This is a genomic window from Brevundimonas diminuta (assembly GCF_022654015.1).
In the GTDB taxonomy this organism is placed as follows: Bacteria; Pseudomonadota; Alphaproteobacteria; order Caulobacterales; family Caulobacteraceae; genus Brevundimonas; species Brevundimonas diminuta_C.
On the sequence record NZ_CP073063.1, the window covers coordinates 147,182 to 163,509 of the forward strand.

General features: G+C 67.5%; 16 protein-coding genes. 7 read left to right on the plus strand and 9 right to left on the minus strand.

What is annotated here, in order from left to right; all coding sequences use genetic code 11:
- Window positions 1-3: 3 nt before the first annotated feature.
- On the minus strand, window positions 4-1,164 hold the full coding sequence (locus tag KAK88_RS00720; RefSeq protein WP_242078624.1) for a hypothetical protein: 1,161 nt from the start codon (window positions 1,162-1,164) through the stop codon (window positions 4-6).
- 98 nt (window positions 1,165-1,262) lie between these two features.
- Complete coding sequence (locus tag KAK88_RS00725) at window positions 1,263-1,520, minus strand: DUF1674 domain-containing protein (RefSeq protein ID WP_242077483.1); 258 nt, start codon at window positions 1,518-1,520, stop codon at window positions 1,263-1,265.
- Window positions 1,521-1,606: 86 nt separating this feature from the next.
- Between KAK88_RS00725 and htpX the strand changes: the two genes are divergently transcribed.
- Window positions 1,607-2,572 carry a zinc metalloprotease HtpX gene (gene htpX, locus KAK88_RS00730; RefSeq protein ID WP_242077484.1) on the plus strand — a complete coding sequence of 322 codons (966 nt, stop codon included), beginning with the start codon at window positions 1,607-1,609 and terminating at the stop codon, window positions 2,570-2,572.
- A 96-nt stretch (window positions 2,573-2,668) separates the two neighbouring features.
- On the plus strand, window positions 2,669-4,276 hold the full coding sequence (locus KAK88_RS00735; protein ID WP_242077485.1) for a M20/M25/M40 family metallo-hydrolase: 1,608 nt from the start codon (window positions 2,669-2,671) through the stop codon (window positions 4,274-4,276).
- A gap of 43 nt (window positions 4,277-4,319) precedes the next feature.
- On the opposite strand, the gene KAK88_RS00740 is transcribed toward KAK88_RS00735, so the two are convergent.
- Window positions 4,320-5,495: an acetyl-CoA C-acetyltransferase gene (locus tag KAK88_RS00740; protein ID WP_242077486.1), complete on the minus strand. Its 1,176-nt coding sequence runs from the start codon at window positions 5,493-5,495 to the stop codon at window positions 4,320-4,322.
- Between the two features lie 160 nt (window positions 5,496-5,655).
- On the opposite strand from KAK88_RS00740, the gene trhA reads away from it, so the two are divergent.
- The 3 genes from trhA to KAK88_RS00755 all read left to right on the plus strand — a co-directional run bounded on the left by trhA (window position 5,656) and on the right by KAK88_RS00755 (window position 7,452).
- Complete coding sequence (trhA, locus tag KAK88_RS00745; protein ID WP_242077487.1) at window positions 5,656-6,369, plus strand: PAQR family membrane homeostasis protein TrhA; 714 nt, start codon at window positions 5,656-5,658, stop codon at window positions 6,367-6,369.
- 103 nt (window positions 6,370-6,472) lie between these two features.
- Window positions 6,473-7,102, plus strand: a complete 630-nt coding sequence (phaR, locus tag KAK88_RS00750) for a polyhydroxyalkanoate synthesis repressor PhaR (RefSeq protein WP_055754578.1) — start codon at window positions 6,473-6,475, stop codon at window positions 7,100-7,102.
- Window positions 7,099-7,452: a hypothetical protein gene (locus tag KAK88_RS00755; RefSeq protein ID WP_039245805.1), complete on the plus strand. Its 354-nt coding sequence runs from the start codon at window positions 7,099-7,101 to the stop codon at window positions 7,450-7,452. The genes phaR and KAK88_RS00755 overlap by 4 nt, the downstream gene beginning before the upstream one ends.
- A 224-nt stretch (window positions 7,453-7,676) precedes the next feature.
- Here the strand turns inward: KAK88_RS00755 and KAK88_RS00760 are convergent, their stop codons facing one another.
- From KAK88_RS00760 to KAK88_RS00770, 3 genes are all read right to left on the minus strand, one after another.
- A complete protein-coding gene (locus KAK88_RS00760; RefSeq protein ID WP_242077488.1) occupies window positions 7,677-8,102 on the minus strand; it encodes a hypothetical protein in 426 nt (141 codons plus the stop codon).
- Window positions 8,103-8,185: 83 nt separating this feature from the next.
- On the minus strand, window positions 8,186-9,100 hold the full coding sequence (locus tag KAK88_RS00765) for a hydroxymethylglutaryl-CoA lyase (protein ID WP_242077489.1): 915 nt from the start codon (window positions 9,098-9,100) through the stop codon (window positions 8,186-8,188).
- Window positions 9,100-10,800: an ArnT family glycosyltransferase gene (locus KAK88_RS00770; protein ID WP_242077490.1), complete on the minus strand. Its 1,701-nt coding sequence runs from the start codon at window positions 10,798-10,800 to the stop codon at window positions 9,100-9,102. The genes KAK88_RS00765 and KAK88_RS00770 overlap by 1 nt, the downstream gene beginning before the upstream one ends.
- A 76-nt stretch (window positions 10,801-10,876) precedes the next feature.
- On the opposite strand from KAK88_RS00770, the gene KAK88_RS00775 reads away from it, so the two are divergent.
- Window positions 10,877-11,605, plus strand: a complete 729-nt coding sequence (locus KAK88_RS00775) for a glycosyltransferase family 2 protein (RefSeq protein WP_039245802.1) — start codon at window positions 10,877-10,879, stop codon at window positions 11,603-11,605.
- 271 nt (window positions 11,606-11,876) lie between these two features.
- On the opposite strand, the gene groL is transcribed toward KAK88_RS00775, so the two are convergent.
- Both groL and groES read right to left on the minus strand, forming a co-directional pair.
- Window positions 11,877-13,523 (minus strand): chaperonin GroEL, encoded by a 1,647-nt coding sequence (gene groL / locus KAK88_RS00780; protein WP_017505471.1) that lies wholly within the window; start codon window positions 13,521-13,523, stop codon window positions 11,877-11,879.
- 53 nt (window positions 13,524-13,576) lie between these two features.
- On the minus strand, window positions 13,577-13,864 hold the full coding sequence (gene groES / locus KAK88_RS00785; protein WP_017505470.1) for a co-chaperone GroES: 288 nt from the start codon (window positions 13,862-13,864) through the stop codon (window positions 13,577-13,579).
- A 299-nt stretch (window positions 13,865-14,163) separates the two neighbouring features.
- On the opposite strand from groES, the gene KAK88_RS00790 reads away from it, so the two are divergent.
- The gene (locus KAK88_RS00790; protein ID WP_165114280.1) at window positions 14,164-14,586 is read left to right on the plus strand and encodes a hypothetical protein; all 423 of its coding nucleotides are present in this window, start codon (window positions 14,164-14,166) and stop codon (window positions 14,584-14,586) included.
- 58 nt (window positions 14,587-14,644) lie between these two features.
- Here KAK88_RS00790 and pgi read toward each other — a convergent pair whose 3' ends face one another.
- Window positions 14,645-16,264 (minus strand): glucose-6-phosphate isomerase, encoded by a 1,620-nt coding sequence (gene pgi / locus KAK88_RS00795; RefSeq protein WP_242077491.1) that lies wholly within the window; start codon window positions 16,262-16,264, stop codon window positions 14,645-14,647.
- Window positions 16,265-16,328: the final 64 nt, after the last annotated feature.

The window sequence follows — 16,328 nt, forward strand, 5'->3', positions numbered from 1 at the left end:
CGATCAGCCGCGCTCGCCCGGCTCCTGGGCATAGCCGTGACGCGGCGGGGCGTGGGGCGCAGGCGCCTCGGGCGGCGGCAGGTCGCCGTAGTAGCCCGACGGCGGCGGCGGGGGCGGAGGCGGCGGAGGGGCCGTGTTCACTTCCGGCGGCGCGACATAGACCTGGGCCGGGGCCACATTGACCGGCGCGGATTGCACATAGACCGGCGACTGATCGACATAGACCGGGCCGCCGACCTCGACCTGGGCGGGCGCGACATTGACCTGGGCCGGGGCGACCTGGATGTGCTGCGGGCCGATGTTGACGGGCGCCGACTGCACATAGACCGGGGCCTGATCGACATAGACGGGCGGGCCGACATCGACCTGGGCCGGAGCCAGGTTCACCTGCGACGGAGCCACCTGAACGCGTTGCGGGCCGATGTTCACCGGCGGCGCCTGCACATAGATGGGCGGCTGTTCGATATAGGTGGGCGGTCCCATCTCGATCTGGGGCGGGGCCATGCTGACCTGCGACGGGGCGACATAGATGCGCTGCGGCGCGATCTGGACGGGCGGCGCCTGGACATAGACCGGCGGCTGATCGACGTAGCTTTGCTCGTAACGCTGCTCATAGCGGTGTTCGTAGCGAACCGGCGGGCGAACGGGCGGGCGGCAGTTGCAGTCGACCGGACGGCCCGGATACGGACGCCAGCCGATATAGTCACGGCCGAACCCATAGACCGGATAGCCGACCGGCGCGCTGACCGGAGGACGACCCACCAGGACCGAGGTCGCGCTGACGCCGCCGACATAGCCGCCGCCGTAATAGCCGTCCGAATAGCCGCCGCTTCCGACGTAGGTCGTGCCGCCGCCGACATAGCCGCGCTGGAAGCGGGACGAGCTGGAATAGGACCGGGCGCTGCTCGCCGAATAGCTGGAGGCGCTCGCATAGGCGTTGGCGTTGGCATTGGCGTAGGCGCCGCCGTTCACGTTCACATTGACGTTGTGGTTGGCGTTGTAGTTGCCGCCGCCGTAGTGACCGCCGCCGCCGCATCCCCCGCCGCAGCCGCCGCCGGGGTGGCCCCCGCCATAACCCCCGTGACCGGGACCACCGGCCAGAGCGGGCGCTGCGGAGAGCAGCAGAGCCGCCGACGCGGCGGTAAGTATCGACTGTATCGTCACGGGACAGACTCCTCTGAGTTGTCCCGTGACTGGCAAGTCCGGCGCCTGTTTCTTAAGGCATGGTTAACCTTTGCGCGCGTTGCAGCAGGCTCGGCGGGTCAGAAATCGACCGCCAGACCCTTCTTCTCCCAGTCGCCGAAGCGCGTCGGTTCGGGACCGGTCGGACCGCCGTATTCCGTGTCCGCCTGAACCGTCGTTTCCGCCGCGCGACGATCCGCCGCTTCCTGAAGCGCGCGCCGCGCCACCTCGGTGAGCGGCCGTTCCGGCGTGGCGTGGGGCACGTCGGCGTTGAAAACGGGCGTCGTAGCCGGCGTTTCGTCCGCGTCATTCGGCGCGAGGGTGGGATGTTCGGTCACAGGGCGGCTCCCTTGAGGCTTGATGCGCCTTCTCTCAAATAGAGGTTCAAGCCCGTGACGCCAGACGGATCGGGAATGGAACCGCGATGAACCATCTGAAGACCTTCATTCTGTTGGCGGCGATGACGGCCCTGTTCGCCGGGGTCGGCTATCTGATCGGCGGCGCGACCGGCATGGCGATCGCCCTGCTGTTCGCGGGCGGGATGAACCTGTTCAGCTACTGGAACGCCGACAAGATCGTGCTGAAGATGTACCGGGCCCAGCCGGTCGACGAGCAGCACCCCAATGCCGTGGTCAGGAACTATGTCGCCGACGTGCGTCAGATGGCCCGCGACGCCGGCCTGCCCCAGCCGCAGGTCGCCATCATTCCCAATGATCAGCCCAACGCCTTCGCCACCGGCCGAAACCCCGAGAACGCCGCCGTCTGCGCCACCACAGGCCTGCTGGACATGCTGACGCGCGAGGAGGTGCGCGGGGTCATGGCGCACGAGCTGGCCCATGTGAAGAACCGCGACACCCTGATCATGACGGTGACGGCGACTATCGCCGGCGCCATCGCCGCGCTCGCCAACTTCGCCCTGTTCTTCGGCGGCAACGACCGCGAGCGGCCGGGCGGCATCATCGGCACGATCGCCCTGATGCTGCTGGCGCCGATGGCCGCCGGTCTGGTGCAGATGGCCATCAGCCGGGGCCGCGAATATGAGGCCGACCGCGTCGGCGCCGAGATCGCCGGCGATCCCCAGGCCTTGGCTTCGGCCCTGCAGAAGATCGACGCCTACGCCCGGCGGATCACCAATCAGACGGCCGAGCGCAATCCGGCCTCGGGTCAGATGTTCATCATCAATCCGCTGGCGGGACGCGGCGCGGACAATCTGTTCTCGACCCATCCGGCGACGGGAAACCGCGTCCGGGCCTTGATGGAGCTTGGCGCGAAGATGGGAATGCAGTCCCGCGCCCGAACGCCGGACCTGACCCAGCCGCGCCCGGCCGCCGGTTTCACGACCACCGGCGTCCCGACCACCCCGCCGGAGCCGCGCGGTCCCTGGGGCTGATCGGCGCGGCCTGGACGCCGTTTGCGGTTTGCACTCCGCGACCGGATCACATCAGATGCGCCCCTGTTCAGCCATCGGGCTTTCTTGGGGAAATCCATGTCGCGTCTGCTCGCCTTCGTCTCCGCCGCCGCTCTTCTCGCCACGCCGGTCGCCGCCCAGTCGGTGGACCGCGTCGCCGTCAACGGCATCATCGACCAGGGGCTGAACCACAGCCAGGTGATGCAGACCGCCGCCTATCTGACCGACCGGATCGGCGGGCGGATGACCAACTCGCCCCAGATGCGCGAGGCCGAACGCTGGGCGCAGCAGCAGTTCCGCGACTACGGCCTGTCCGACGTGCGCGCCGAAGGGTTCGAGTTCGGCCGGGGCTGGTCCATCGTCCGATCCAGCGCCCGCATGACCGCGCCGCGCCCGCTGGATCTGCGCGCCATCCCGGTCGCCTGGACGCCCTCGACCACTGGCATGATCAGCGGCGGCGTGATCGTGGCCCCGATCTCCAAGATCGAGGATTTTGACAAATGGCGCGGCAAGCTGTCGGGCAAGATCGTCATGCTGTCCCAGCCGGGCACGGGATCCGAGCCGACCGAGCCGGCCTTCCGCCGCTGGACCAGCGCCGAACTGGCCGAGCGCAACACCTATAATCAGCCCCAGCATTCGCCGGCCGCCATCGAACGCTCGCTGAAGACCGTCAACTTCGCCAATCAGCTGGACGCCTTCCTGGCCGAACAGGGCGCCCTGGCCTGGGTGCGGATTTCCCAGCGCGACGGCGGCCTGCTGCACGGCACGGGCTACACCTATCAGGTCGGGGCCACGCCCAAGCTGGCGGGGATGGAGCTGGCGGCCGAGGACTATCGCCGTCTGGCGCGCTTGGCCCTGACCGACGCGCCGCCGACGCTGGAGCTGATGAGCGAGGTCCGCTTCCACGACGAGGACGTCAACGCCTACAACATCCTGGCCGACATCCCCGGCACGGCGCGCGGAACCGAATACGTCATGGCCGGCGCCCATCTGGACAGCTGGGTCGCCTCGGATGGCGCGGTCGACAACGCCGCCGGCAGCGCGGTGGTCATGGAGGCCGCGCGCATACTGAAGGCCCTGAACGTCAAGCCCAAGCGCACCATCCGTTTCGCCCTATGGAACGGCGAGGAGCAGGGCATCCTGGGCTCTCTCGCCTATGTCGACCGGCATCTGGCGACGCGCGCGCCGTCAAGCGATCCCGCGCTGGCGGGCCTGCCGGACAACCGCACCTGGCGCAGCCGCTGGCCGATCGAGCCGCGCGCCGGCTATCGCGATCTGGTCGCCTATTTCAATCTGGACAACGGCTCGGGCAAGATCCGCGGCATCAACGCCGAGGGCAATGTCGCCGCCGCCCCGATCTTCCAGGAATGGCTGGCGCCGTTCGCCAGCATGGGCGCAACGACCGTCTCGCTGCGCAATTCGGGCGGCACCGACCACGTCTATATGCAGACCGTCGGCGTGCCGGGGTATCAGTTCATTCAGGACCCGCTCGACTATTCCAGCCGCCTGCACCACACCAGTATCGACAGCTATGACCACTTGAAGGCCGAGGACCTGCGCCAGGCGGCCGTCATCCTGGCCAGCTTCCTGCTGAACGCCGCCAACCGCGACGAACCCCTGCCGCGCATGCCGCTGCCGACCCAGCCCACGCCGAGCGATCCGTTCGAATATCCGGCGGCGGACTAAGAGTTCAGGGGCGAGGGATACCTCGCCCCTTCTTCTTATCGGATCACGCGCGCTCCACGCACAGGGCCACGCCCATGCCGCCGCCGATGCACAGGGTCGCCAGACCCTTCTTCGCGCCCGACCTTTTCATCTCGAACAGAAGCGTCGTCAGGATGCGCGCGCCCGAGGCGCCGATGGGGTGGCCGATGGCGATGGCGCCGCCGTTGACGTTGACCTTGGCCGGGTCGAGACCCAGCTCCTTGACCACGCACAGGCTCTGGGCGGCGAAGGCCTCGTTGGACTCGACCAGATCCAGATCGGCGACGCTCCAGCCCGCCTTTTCGAGCGCCTTCTTCGACGCCGGGATCGGGCCGGTCCCCATGATCGACGGATCGACGCCGGCGGTGGCGTAGGAGGCGATGCGGGCCAGCGGCTCCAGCCCGCGGGCCTTGGCCTCGTCGGCGCTCATCAGCACCAAAGCAGCAGCGCCGTCGTTCAGCCCGGACGCATTGGCGGCGGTGACGCTGCCGTCCTTGGTAAAGGCGGGTTTCAGCTTCTGCATCAGCTCCAGCGTCGCGCCGTGGCGGATGTATTCGTCCTTGTCGACCGTCACATCGCCCTTGCGGCCGGGGATGACGACCGGCGTGATCTCCTCATCGAACTTGCCGGCGTTCTGGGCCGCCTCGGCCTTGTGCTGGCTGGCCAGACCGAATTCGTCCTGCGCCTCGCGGCTGATGGACCATTTTTCGGCGATGTTCTCGGCCGTCTGACCCATGTGATAGCCGTTGAAGGCGTCCCACAGGCCGTCCTTGACCATGGTGTCGACCAGGGCGACGTCGCCCATCTTGTGCCCGTTGCGCAGCTGTTGGGCGTGCGGCGCCTGGCTCATGCTCTCCTGACCGCCGGCGACGACGATCTTGGCGTCGCCCAGAGCGATCTGCTGGGCGGCGATGGCGACGGCGCGAAGGCCCGAGCCGCAGATCTGGTTCAGGCTCCAGGCGGCGGCCTCCTTTCGAACGCCCGCGCCGACGGCGGCTTGACGCGCAGGGCCCTGACCCGCCGCGGCCTGCAACACATGACCCAGGATCACCTCATCGACCTCGTCGCCGGAGACGCCGGCCCGCTCCAGCGCCGCCTTGATGGCGATCTCGCCGAGCTTGGATGCCGGAAGCGACGACAGGGCGCCCAGGAAGGAGCCGACCGGGGTGCGCGCGGCGGAAACGATGACGACGTCGGTCATGGGATTTCACTCTTTGGAGAATAACTCGGCGTGATCGTTTTGCCGCATTGCAGCGCGTTCGTCACCTGCGACGACATCGACAGGGCGCGATTCAGCCGATCGTCACCCTGTCGGCGCATTGTCGCGGAACGATAGAGGCGATCGACGGATTGGAAGGTCCATGCTGCGCACGCTGAAACGGTTTGTCACCCACGTCTGCACGCCGGACGAGCTGGACATGATCGAGCACTATCCGACGCGCGCGGAAAAGCTGGCGGATCTGTGGGTCCACGTCGTCGGCCTGATGCTGGCGGCGGTGGGCGGCATCATCCTGGCGGGTCTCGCCGGGGTCTATGCGGGGATCGGCGGCGTGATGGCGACCGCCATCTACGCTTTGTGCCTCGTCGGCATGCTGACGGCCTCGACCATCTACAACTGGACAAACCCCTGCGCCGCGCGGCCCGTGCTGCGGCGCCTGGACGAGGCGGCGATCTTCCTGATGATCGCCGGCAGCTATACCCCCTTCACCACCCAACGGTTCGAGGGTCTGTGGGCCATCGGCTTCACCACCCTGATCTGGACCCTGGCCTTCCTGGGTGCCGGGGTGAAGCTGTTCGCGCCGCGCATCTCGGACAAGTTCTGGAGCGGCGTCTATGTCGTCTTCGGCTGGCTGGCGGTCGCGGCCCTGAAGCCGATGGTCGAGACGGTGCATCCGATCGCCCTGGCCCTGCTGGTCATCGGCGGCCTGATCTATACCGCCGGAGTTTTCGTCTTCATCAGCCCGCGCGTGAAGTTCCGCCGCGCCATCTGGCACGGATTCGTCGTCACCGGAGCGACCGTGCATTGGACGGCGGTGCTGGTCGGCGTCGTGCTGGCCCCGGCCATGAGCCACTGATCGACCGTCCGTTCCCCGCGGTTTTCTCCCCCTCTGGCGCCCCCTCTGGCGCATCGCGTCGCAACGGAGGATAGTGACGCGTTGCAACATCGCGAGAACAAGCGTGGCTGACGAAAAGACCAAGGGTGGAAAGACCGGCGACAGCGCTCAGGTCGTCATCAAGAAGTATGCGAATCGCAGGCTCTACAATACGCGGACCAGCGCCTATGTGACGCTGGAAGATCTGGCGACCATGGTGCGCGAGGGCACGGAGTTCGTCGTCTATGACGCCAAGACCAACGACGACCTGACCCGCCAGATCCTGACCCAGATCATCTTCGAGGAAGAGAGCCGGGGCGAGGCCTTGCTGCCGGTTCAGTTCCTGCGCCAGCTGATCGGCTTCTATGGCGGCCAGATGCAGGGCGTCCTGCCCTCCTATCTGGAGATGTCGTTGGCCAACTTCGGTCGCCAGCAGGAGCAGTTCGCCAGTCAGATGGGCCGCGCCTTCGGAACCGGCGCCGGCGCGACCCTGATGGAGGACGCCGCGCGCGCCAATATGGCGATGTTCGAGCGCGCCATGCAGATGTTCCCGGCCTTCACCTATCCCCGCGCCGAGCCGACCCCGGCCGCGTCTGACGACAAGGCTGAACCCGCGCCGCCGCCCGAGGCGCCCGACGCCTTGGACGAGATGCGTCGCCAGATGGACGAGATGCGCCGTCAGATCGAGAAACTGGCGGGCGGCAAGAGCAAATGACCGACCGGATACAGGCCGTCGGCGGACCGGACCGGGTGGATCGCCGCGAAGGCGAACGCCGCGAGCGCGAGCGACGCGCCCGATCCGCCTCGCGCGCCCTGGTCCCCGTCGATGCGCCGGAGATGGTCGAGCCCCAACCGGCCCCGGCAAGAGCTGCCGTCCTGCCGACGCCCGAGCCCGGCGCCGCCGCCTTCGTCGCCCAGCAGATGGGCCAGAGCGGGCAGAAACGCGGCCTGCGCGGCGGCCCGCCGGTGCTGGACGCGGCCCGCTCCGCCTACCTCGGAGCCGAATATTCGGGTGCGGCCGAGCGTCGTCCGAAAACAGGCAAGACCGCCAAGACCGACATCTGAGCTGACGCCGCTCCGGCGGCACGGGGTTTGCTGGGGTCAAGGCAGAACGCTCTCAGCCGGACCTGCCCATGCCCGCCGTCTTCACCCTCGCCGCCAAAGCTTTCGACGTTGCCGTCGTCGCCCTGATCTTCACGGCATTTTCGTAAGCGCTACCGCGCTTCGCGCTGCTTGAGCCCGTACTTCTTAGGGCCTACCGCGCTTTGCGCGACTTGAGGCCGCTCGACTTACGCTCCGCCGAAATCGAAGTCCTTGCGCGACGCGATGATGGTCACGATGAACCCGGCCAGGACGTCCAGCAGGATCATGATCACGATCAGGAAGAAGGTCGAGGTCGCGAACCCCGGCAGCAGCAGGAACTCCACCAGCACGCCGATGAACAGGATCATCGACAGGGCATGATTGATGATGGCGATCCGCTGGCTGGAGGTGGACTTCAGCAGCTCGAAGAACAGCAGGATCAGGCCGAGAAACAGGATCAGATCGCCCGACCCGATCGTCCACTGCGCGCCCGAGGTCATGGTGATCGAAAACAGCGGATCGCGCAGCAGCACGTCCGCCTGCACCATCCCCGCCCCGCTCGGCGCGCCGAACAGCACCACGATATTATAGAGCACCACCGGGATCAGCAGCAGCGGAATGGCGAGCAGCATGGACGGTCCTCTTCGCAGCCGGTCCAACGGCTACGCCTGTTCACCCTGATTTAGCGCCGTTTGCGAAACGCCGCCACAAAGGTTCAAGCCTTGGGAAATCCGCGTGCCCGGCTGAGCGCCGACGGCGCCGGCCGGCCGATGGCCTCGCCGATCCAGCGCGCCGTCGCGATCAGGGCGTCCAGGTCATAGCCGGTCTCGAACCCGCCCCGCGCCAGCATATAGACCAGGTCCTCGGTGGCGATGTTTCCCGTGGCGCCCGGCGCGAACGGACAGCCGCCGATCCCGCCGACCGAGGCGTCCAGCACATCGATCCCGGCCTCGACGCCGGCATAGGCGTTGGCCAGGCCGGTGTTGCGGGTGTCGTGGAAATGTAGACGCAGGGTCGCGTCGGGCGCGGCCGCCCTGGCCGCCTCGACCTTTCTCGTCACCGCCCAGGGATCGCCCGCGCCGATGGTGTCGGCCAGACCGATTTCGCCGACGCCCATCTCGGCGATGGCCCCGACCATGTCCGCGACCTGATCGACGGAAACCTCGCCGTCGAACGGACAGCCCCAGACGCAGGAGATCATGGCCGACAGCGACGGCGCGCCCTCGCTGGCCTCGGCGTTGTGGCGGCGGGCGACGATCTCGCCCAGCATGGCCAGTTGATCCTTTACCGCCAGCCCCTGGTTCTTCAGGCCGAAGCCGTCGGTGGCGGCAACCGAGACATTGACCTCGTCCACTCCGGTCGCCAGCGCCCGGTCATAGCCCTTGCCGTTCAACACCAGGCCGATGCGGCTGCGGCCCGCCTCGTGCGGCAGGGCGGCCATGACCTCTTCGGCGCCCGCCATCTGCGGCACATATTTGGGATGGACGAAGGAGACGGCCTCGATCCGTTTCGCGCCCGCCTGCTCGAGCCGTCGCACCAGATCGGCGCGGACGGCGGGCTCAAGCACCGCCTTTTCGTTCTGCAGGCCATCGCGCGGCCCGACTTCGACGATCTGGATGAAGCGGCCCATCACTCGGCTCCCGCAGCGGCGGCGCCATTCCCGTTACCATTCCCGTTTCGGGGCGGCGGCGCATAGACGGTCAGGCTGACCGGATCGCCGGCCGAATAGTTGTAGCCGTTGACCGTTCCGACCGCGCGACCGGACACGCCCAGACGCGCGGCGGCCGCACGGAAGGCGTCGGCGTCACGTCCCTCGACGATGGCGGGCCGCCCCTCGGCCAAGGCTTCTGCCGCGCCCTGGGCGTCGGTCAGGTCGGTGTCGCGCCCGGTCAGGAAGACGAAGCTGGGTTCATGGAAGCCGGTGATCGCCACCGGCCCCGGCGTGCGACCCTGGCGCGGATGCAGGTCCGCCGCCTCCAGCGCCTTTTCCAGCTGGGGCGCGATGGCCAGGGGCCGCAGCTGGCGGATCGTGCCCGACAGGGCCGCGTGCGCCACGATCCCGAACGCCAGCGAGGCGACCAGCGCTGCGACCGGCGCACGGTTCAGCAGCAGGAAGCCCCCCATCGCCCCCGCCGCCAGCGCCATGACCACCGTCAGCGCCGCCCAGGTCTGGGCCGTCGAGGTGCCGTATACGGTCAACCCATAGACGGTGATGCCGATGATCAGCAGGGCCGCGAACGCGCCCAGCACGGCGCCGGTGATGCGCGAGACCTTACCGATGGGCTGGGCCAGGGCGGCGGCGGCCAGCAGGGCCAGCGCCCCGAAGGTCGGCAGGGTGTAATGCCACAGCTTGGTCGGCGCCAGTTCGAACATCAGCCAGCCCGGGACCAGCCAGCAGACCAGGAACCGGATCGCCGGCTCGGCGCGTCGGCTCCAACCCGTCGAGACGGCGGCGGGCAACAGCAGGGTCGAAGGGAAGAACAGCAGGGGCGCCAGCAGCAGATACATGCCGGGGAAGCCCGAATGGCTTTCGTGCGCGCCGGCGATCTTGGGCGCCAGGTCCCCGCCGATGGCCTCGCGCCAGAAGCCGCCGTCGGTGGCGATGGTGATGGCGATGGCCCACGGCCCGACCATCAGGGCGACCAAGGGCAGACCCCACCCCCAGCCGAGGCGATACAGCCATTTGATGTTTCGATCCCAGATCGACAGGGCGATGATGGCCAGGGCCACGACCAAAAACCCGATCGGTCCCTTGATCAGGATCGACAGACCGATCCCGATCCAGAACAGCAGCTTGTGCGGCCGTATCGGGCGTTCGCCCGCCTTCGTCGCCATATAGATGCGCGCCAGCGCCGCCATGGCCAGGGTCGTCGCCCCGCACAGCATGGCGTCAGTCTTGGCGATCCCCGCCTCGGTCGACAGCAGGAAGGTCGCCCCCATGATGGCCCCGCCGAAGAAGCCGACCCGACTGCCCAGCATGGCCGAGCCCGCCCAGGCCACAGCCCAAGCCGCCAGCATGGCGCCCAGCAGGGACGGGATGCGATAGGGCGCGATTTCGCGGTCCTCGACATCCGAGGTCAGGCCCACGGCGATCGCCTGCATCCAGTAGATGCCGACCGGCTTCTTCCAGCGCGGCTCGTCCTGATAGCGGATATCGACATAGTCGCCGCTTTCCAGCATCTGGGACGTGGCCTGGGCGAACCGGCTCTCGTCTCGATCCAGCGGCGGCAGCAGCAGCAGGCCCGGCAGCCCGGCGATCAGCGTCAGCAGGGCCGCGAGAACCGGCCCGCGCCAGCCGGCGATGCGGCCATCCAGATCGAAAGTCTTCATTCCAGACTCCTTACACGGCGACCACGCCTGCGTCAGCCGTCTCCCCTAAGCTCTCGTTATCCTCTATGGAGCGCCGATGACCCCCGAAACGCCCGAAATCTCTGTCGTCGTTCCCGTCCATGACGAGGCGGGCGCCGCCGTGCCCCTGGCGCGCGAGATCGCCGCCGCCTTCGCCGGCCGTTCGTACGAGATGATCTTCGTGGACGATGCGTCCAGGGACGCGACCTTGGCCGAGCTGAAGGCCGCCATGGCCGAACTGCCGGCGCTGCGCGTCCTGGCCCACGGCACTAACGCGGGCCAGAGCCGGGCGGTTCGCACCGGCGTCCTCGCCGCGCGCGCGCCGGTCGTGGTGACGATGGACGGCGACGGCCAGAACCCGCCTGCCGATGCGCCTCGCCTGGTCGATGCGCTTCTGGCCGCCCCCGGCGACGTGGGCCTGGTCGGCGGCCGTCGCGCCAAACGCCAGGACACCGAGGCCAAGCGCCAGGCCTCGATCTGGGCCAACCGCATCCGCCGCAAACTGCTGGGTGACGACGCCGACGACACCGGCTGCGGGCTGAAGGCCTTCCGCCGCGACGTCTTTCTGCGCCTGCCCTACTTCGATCACATCCACCGCTATTTGCCGGCCCTGATGATCCGTGAGGGGTTCAAGAACCAGTATCTCGACGTGGACCACCGCCACCGCGAGGTCGGCCGCTCGAAATACACCAACTGGGGCCGCCTGCGGGCGTCGGTTTCTGACCTGCTGGGCGTGATGTGGCTGAAGACGCGGTCCCGCAAGCCGGGCGCGATTTCGGAGTTCTGAAACACTGACGCTTCCTTCTCCCATTGGGAGAAGGTGGCTCGAAGAGCCGGATGAGGGTCGGCCGGTGGGCCAGTTCGCACAACCGCCCCTCACCCTTTCGCGCATGGACCGATCGCTGCGCTCTCGGGCGCTCAAGCCCTCTCCCAACGGGAGAGGGATACAAGAAAAAGGGCGCGACCTTGCGACCCCGCCCTTCTGCATTTCAGCCTGAGATGGCTTGGACCCCGGCCTTCGCCGGGGCGTCCGGGCGGCCCGAAGGCCGCCCTTCCGCTTAGAAGTCCATTCCGCCCATGCCGCCCATGCCGCCCATGTCGGGAGCCGCAGCGCCGCCCGACTTCTTGGGGGCGTCGGCGACGGCGGCTTCCGTCGTGATCAGGATGCCGGCGACCGAAGCGGCGTCTTGCAGAGCCGTGCGGACGACCTTGGCCGGGTCGATGACGCCCATCTGCACCAGATCGCCGTACTCTTCGGTCTGGGCGTTGAAGCCGAACGAGGACTGGTCGTTTTCCAGCACCTTGCCGACGACGATCGAACCTTCGACGCCTGCGTTTTCCGAGATCTGACGGATCGGAGCCTGCAGGGCGCGACGGATGATGGCGATGCCGGCGTTCTGGTCGGCGTTGTCACCCTTGACGTCGGCCAGGATCTTGGAGGCCTTCAGCAGGGCGATGCCGCCGCCCGGAACGATGCCTTCGTCAGCCGCGGCGCGCGTGGCGTTCAGGGCGTCGTCGACGCGGTCCTTCTTTTCCTTCACTTCGACTTCGGTCGAACCGCCGACGCGCAGGACTGCAACGCCGCCGGCCAGCTTGGCCAAACGTTCCTGCAGCTTTTCCTTGTCGTAGTCCGAGGTCGTGTCTTCGATCTGGCGCTTGATCTGGGCCACGCGGGCTTCGATCTCGTCCTTACCGCCGACGCCTTCGACGATGGTGGTGTCGTCCTTGGTGATCGAGACCTTCTTGGCCTTGCCGAGCATGTCGAGCGTGACGCTCTCAAGCTTGATGCCCAGGTCTTCCGAGATGACCTGGCCGCCCGTCAGGATGGCGATGTCTTCCAGCATGGCCTTGCGGCGGTCGCCGAAGCCCGGAGCCTTGACGGCGGCGACGCGCAGGCCGCCGCGCAGCTTGTTGACGACCAGGGTCGCCAGGGCTTCGCCTTCGATATCCTCGGCGATGATCAGCAGCGGACGGCCCGACTGCACCACGGCTTCCAGGATCGGCAGCATGGCTTGCAGCGAGGTCAGCTTCTTCTCGAACAGCAGGATGAGCGGCTCTTCGAGTTGGGCCTCCATCTTGTCGGCGTTGGTGATGAAGTAGGGCGACAGGTAGCCGCGGTCGAACTGCATGCCCTCGACGACGTCGACGGTGGTGTCGGCGGTCTTGGCTTCCTCGACGGTGATGACGCCTTCGTTGCCGACCTTGGCCATCGCCTGGGCGATCAGCTCACCGATTTCGCTATCGCCATTGGCCGAGATGGTGCCGACCTGGGCGATTTCCGAGTTGTTAGAAACCGGCTTGGAGTTGGTCTTGATTTCTTCCAGCACCAGGCCGACGGCCTTGTCGATGCCGCGCTTCAGATCCATCGGGTTCATGCCGGCGGCGACGGCCTTCAGGCCCTCTTGCACGATGGCTTGAGCCAGAACGGTTGCTGTGGTGGTGCCGTCGCCCGCCTTGTCGTTCGTCTTCGAAGCGACTTCGCGGATCATCTGGGCGCCCATGTTCTCGAAGGCGTCTTCCAGCTCGATCTCTTTGGCGACCGAGACGCCGTCCTTGGTCGAGCGCGGGGCGCCGAAGGACTTCTGGATCACGACGTTGCGGCCCTTGGGACCCAAGGTCACCTTGACGGCGTTGGCGAGGACGTTGACGCCGCGCAGCATCTTGTCGCGCGCGTCGGTGTTGAACTGTACGATTTTAGCGGCCATGCGGGCAGCTCCTATCTATATGGATTGATTGAAGAACGTCGGACGTCGGATGCTTAGGACAGCACGCCCAGGACGTCGGATTCCTTCATGATGATCAGGTCTTCGCCGTCGATCTTCACTTCCGTGCCCGACCACTTGCCGAACAGGATGCGGTCGCCGGCCTTCAGCTCCAGAGCATTGACCTTGCCTTGGTCGTCACGGGCGCCAGGGCCGACGGAGACGACTTCGCCTTCCTGCGGCTTTTCCTTGGCGGTGTCGGGGATGATGATACCACCCTTGGTCTTGGATTCTTCTTCAACGCGCTTGACCAGCACGCGGTCGCCGAGCGGACGGAACGCCATCGGACTTCTCCCTGTAAAACCCCCGGATCGGGGCGTTTTTGAAACGGTGTGCGGCGCTCTCGCGATCGCCGTTTTGGCAGCCGACCAGCGAGAGTGCTAACGCGGGCGGGAGTTAGGCAGAGGCGCTGGCATCGTCAAGCGGCGGCGATAGATCGCCGCGCGAATTCTCTGTGACAAATGAACCGAAAATGAATGCCGACCTCCGGGGTCGTTCAAACTGGGAGCGATAGAACAGCCTCAACGCTGGATGCCTTCCCCGCTTTTGGAATGCAGTTCGGCAACGAAACAAGGAGACCAAGATGTCCAAGCTGCTGAAGATCACTGCGGTCGCCGCCGCCCCTGTCGTGGCCCTGAGCCTGATGGCCGCTCCGGCTTCCGCCCAATCGCGCGATCGCGACAACACCGGCCGTAACGCCCTGATCGGCGCCGCCGTGGGCGGTCTGGCCGGCGCCATCTATGGCAACGGGGACGGCAGCTATATCGCGGGTGGCGCGCTTGCCGGCGCGGCGCTGGGCGCGGTGGCCTCCAACCGCGGCTCGGGCTGCGAATATTATCGCGGCGGCCAGTGCTACCGTAACCAGGGCCATTGGGAGCGCGAGCACGGCATCGACCGCAGCCGCTCCGGCTACGACTACCGCTACGACGGCCGCCGTTACGACTCGCGCTATGACCGCCGCGACTACCGCAACGATCGCGACTACCGTTACGATCGCCGCTGGTGAGCGTTGACAGTCTAGATGATCGGCAGGGCCCGTCCGGCAGGGACGGGCCCTTTTCGCGTCAGCTGATCAACCGCGTCATCAGGGCCGACGTGGACGGATCCAGGTCCGCCGAGGGGCCGCCCGCGTCCACGTCCTTCAGGATCGCTTTGGCGAGGACCTTGCCCAGTTCGACGCCCCATTGGTCGAAGCTGTTGATGTCCCAGATCACGCCCTCGACAAAGGTCTTGTGCTCATAGAGGGCCAGCAGCGCGCCCAGGGTCTCGGGCGTCAGCCGCTCCATGACGATGGCGGTCGAGGGCCGGTTGCCGGTGAAGGTGCGGTGGGACGCCAGGCGCGTAGCCTCCTCTTCCGACAACCCCTGAGCCAAGCCCTCGGCCTTGGCGGCCTCGGTCGTCTTGCCCAGCATCAGGGCCTGCCCCTGGGCCAGGGCGTTGGACCACAAAGGCGCTTCTGGGGGCGACTCCGGCGCGTCCCCATGAGTCTTGGCCACGATGACGAACTCGGCCGGCACGACTTCCGGCCCTTGATGAATCTGCTGGAAGAAGGCGTGCTGGCCGTTGGTGCCGGGCTCGCCGAAAACGACGGGGCAGGTCTGGCGCGTCACCGGCGCGCCGTCGCGATGCACCCGCTTGCCGTTCGACTCCATCTCCAGCTGTTGCAGGAAGGACGGCAGGCGACGCAGGGCGTGGGCGTAGGGCGCGACGGTGCGAGCAGGCCGGCCCAGACCATCGACGTTGAACACCTGGGCCAGGGCCAGCAGGATCGGCGCGTTTCGTTCCAGCGGGGCCGAGACGAAATGGGCGTCCATTTCTGCGGCGCCCGCCAGCATCCGTTCGAACACGTCCCAGCCCAGGGCGATGCCGCACGACAGGCTGACCGCCGACCACAGGGAATACCGCCCGCCGACCCAGTCCCGGAAGGCGAAGGTCCGGCCGCAGCCGAAGGCCGCCGCCTTGTCCGGCGCCGCCGTCACCGCGATGAAGTGTTTCGTCATCCCCTCGGCCGGCAGCGACGCCGCCAGCCAGGCCTTCGCCGCCTCGGCGTTGGCCAGGGTTTCCTGGGTCGTGAAGGTCTTGGACACGACCACCACCAGGGTGGTTTCGGGATCGAGGCCGGTCAGCGCCTCGGCCATGTCGCGCGGATCGATGTTGGCGACGAAGCGCAGGTCGATGGCCGGGTCCAGCGGGCGCAGCGCGTCCCAGACCACGCGCGGCCCCAGGTCCGACCCGCCGATGCCGACATGGACGATGGCCTCGAACGTCTTGCCCGTCGCGCCCGCCTCGGCGCCCGACCGCACGGCGTCGGCATAGGCCTTCATGTCGGCCCGCACGGCGTCCACCTCGGCCGAGACCGGCTCGCCCAGGGCCTTGAAGTCGGCGCCCGGCGCGGCGCGCAGGGCCGGGTGTAGCACCGCCCGTCCCTCGGTCAGATTGACAGCTTCGCCGGCGAACAGGGCCGCGCGACGTCCCTCCACGTCGCTGGCGCGCGCCAGATCCAGACAGGCGTCAAAGGCCGCGCGGGTCCAGCTCTGTTTCGACAGGTCCAGATAGAGCCCCGCCGCCTCGACCGACATCCGCGCCAGCCGGTCGGGATCGGCGGCGAACTGATCCACGATCCGGGCGGAGGCGGCCTCGGCGGCGGCTTGGTCGAAGGCGGTCCAGGCGGCGTCGCGTGTCATGGTCGTCTCCATCGGGAATGACAGGGTAAACACTCGTTTACGGCTGGGGCGTATTCAGGTTCAA

Excerpts from the sequence above, each read along its gene's own strand:
- htpX (WP_242077484.1), top strand. The coding sequence starts at position 1,607 with ATGAACCATCTGAAGACCTTCATTCTGTTGGCGGCGATGACGGCCCTG.
- KAK88_RS00735 (WP_242077485.1), top strand. The coding sequence starts at position 2,669 with ATGTCGCGTCTGCTCGCCTTCGTCTCCGCCGCCGCTCTTCTCGCCACG.
- KAK88_RS00740 (WP_242077486.1), bottom strand. The coding sequence starts at position 5,495 with ATGACCGACGTCGTCATCGTTTCCGCCGCGCGCACCCCGGTCGGCTCC.
- trhA (WP_242077487.1), top strand. The coding sequence starts at position 5,656 with ATGCTGCGCACGCTGAAACGGTTTGTCACCCACGTCTGCACGCCGGAC.
- KAK88_RS00755 (WP_039245805.1), top strand. The coding sequence starts at position 7,099 with ATGACCGACCGGATACAGGCCGTCGGCGGACCGGACCGGGTGGATCGC.
- KAK88_RS00760 (WP_242077488.1), bottom strand. The coding sequence starts at position 8,102 with ATGCTGCTCGCCATTCCGCTGCTGCTGATCCCGGTGGTGCTCTATAAT.
- KAK88_RS00765 (WP_242077489.1), bottom strand. The coding sequence starts at position 9,100 with ATGGGCCGCTTCATCCAGATCGTCGAAGTCGGGCCGCGCGATGGCCTG.
- KAK88_RS00770 (WP_242077490.1), bottom strand. The coding sequence starts at position 10,800 with ATGAAGACTTTCGATCTGGATGGCCGCATCGCCGGCTGGCGCGGGCCG.
- KAK88_RS00775 (WP_039245802.1), top strand. The coding sequence starts at position 10,877 with ATGACCCCCGAAACGCCCGAAATCTCTGTCGTCGTTCCCGTCCATGAC.
- groL (WP_017505471.1), bottom strand. The coding sequence starts at position 13,523 with ATGGCCGCTAAAATCGTACAGTTCAACACCGACGCGCGCGACAAGATG.
- groES (WP_017505470.1), bottom strand. The coding sequence starts at position 13,864 with ATGGCGTTCCGTCCGCTCGGCGACCGCGTGCTGGTCAAGCGCGTTGAA.
- KAK88_RS00790 (WP_165114280.1), top strand. The coding sequence starts at position 14,164 with ATGTCCAAGCTGCTGAAGATCACTGCGGTCGCCGCCGCCCCTGTCGTG.
- pgi (WP_242077491.1), bottom strand. The coding sequence starts at position 16,264 with ATGACACGCGACGCCGCCTGGACCGCCTTCGACCAAGCCGCCGCCGAG.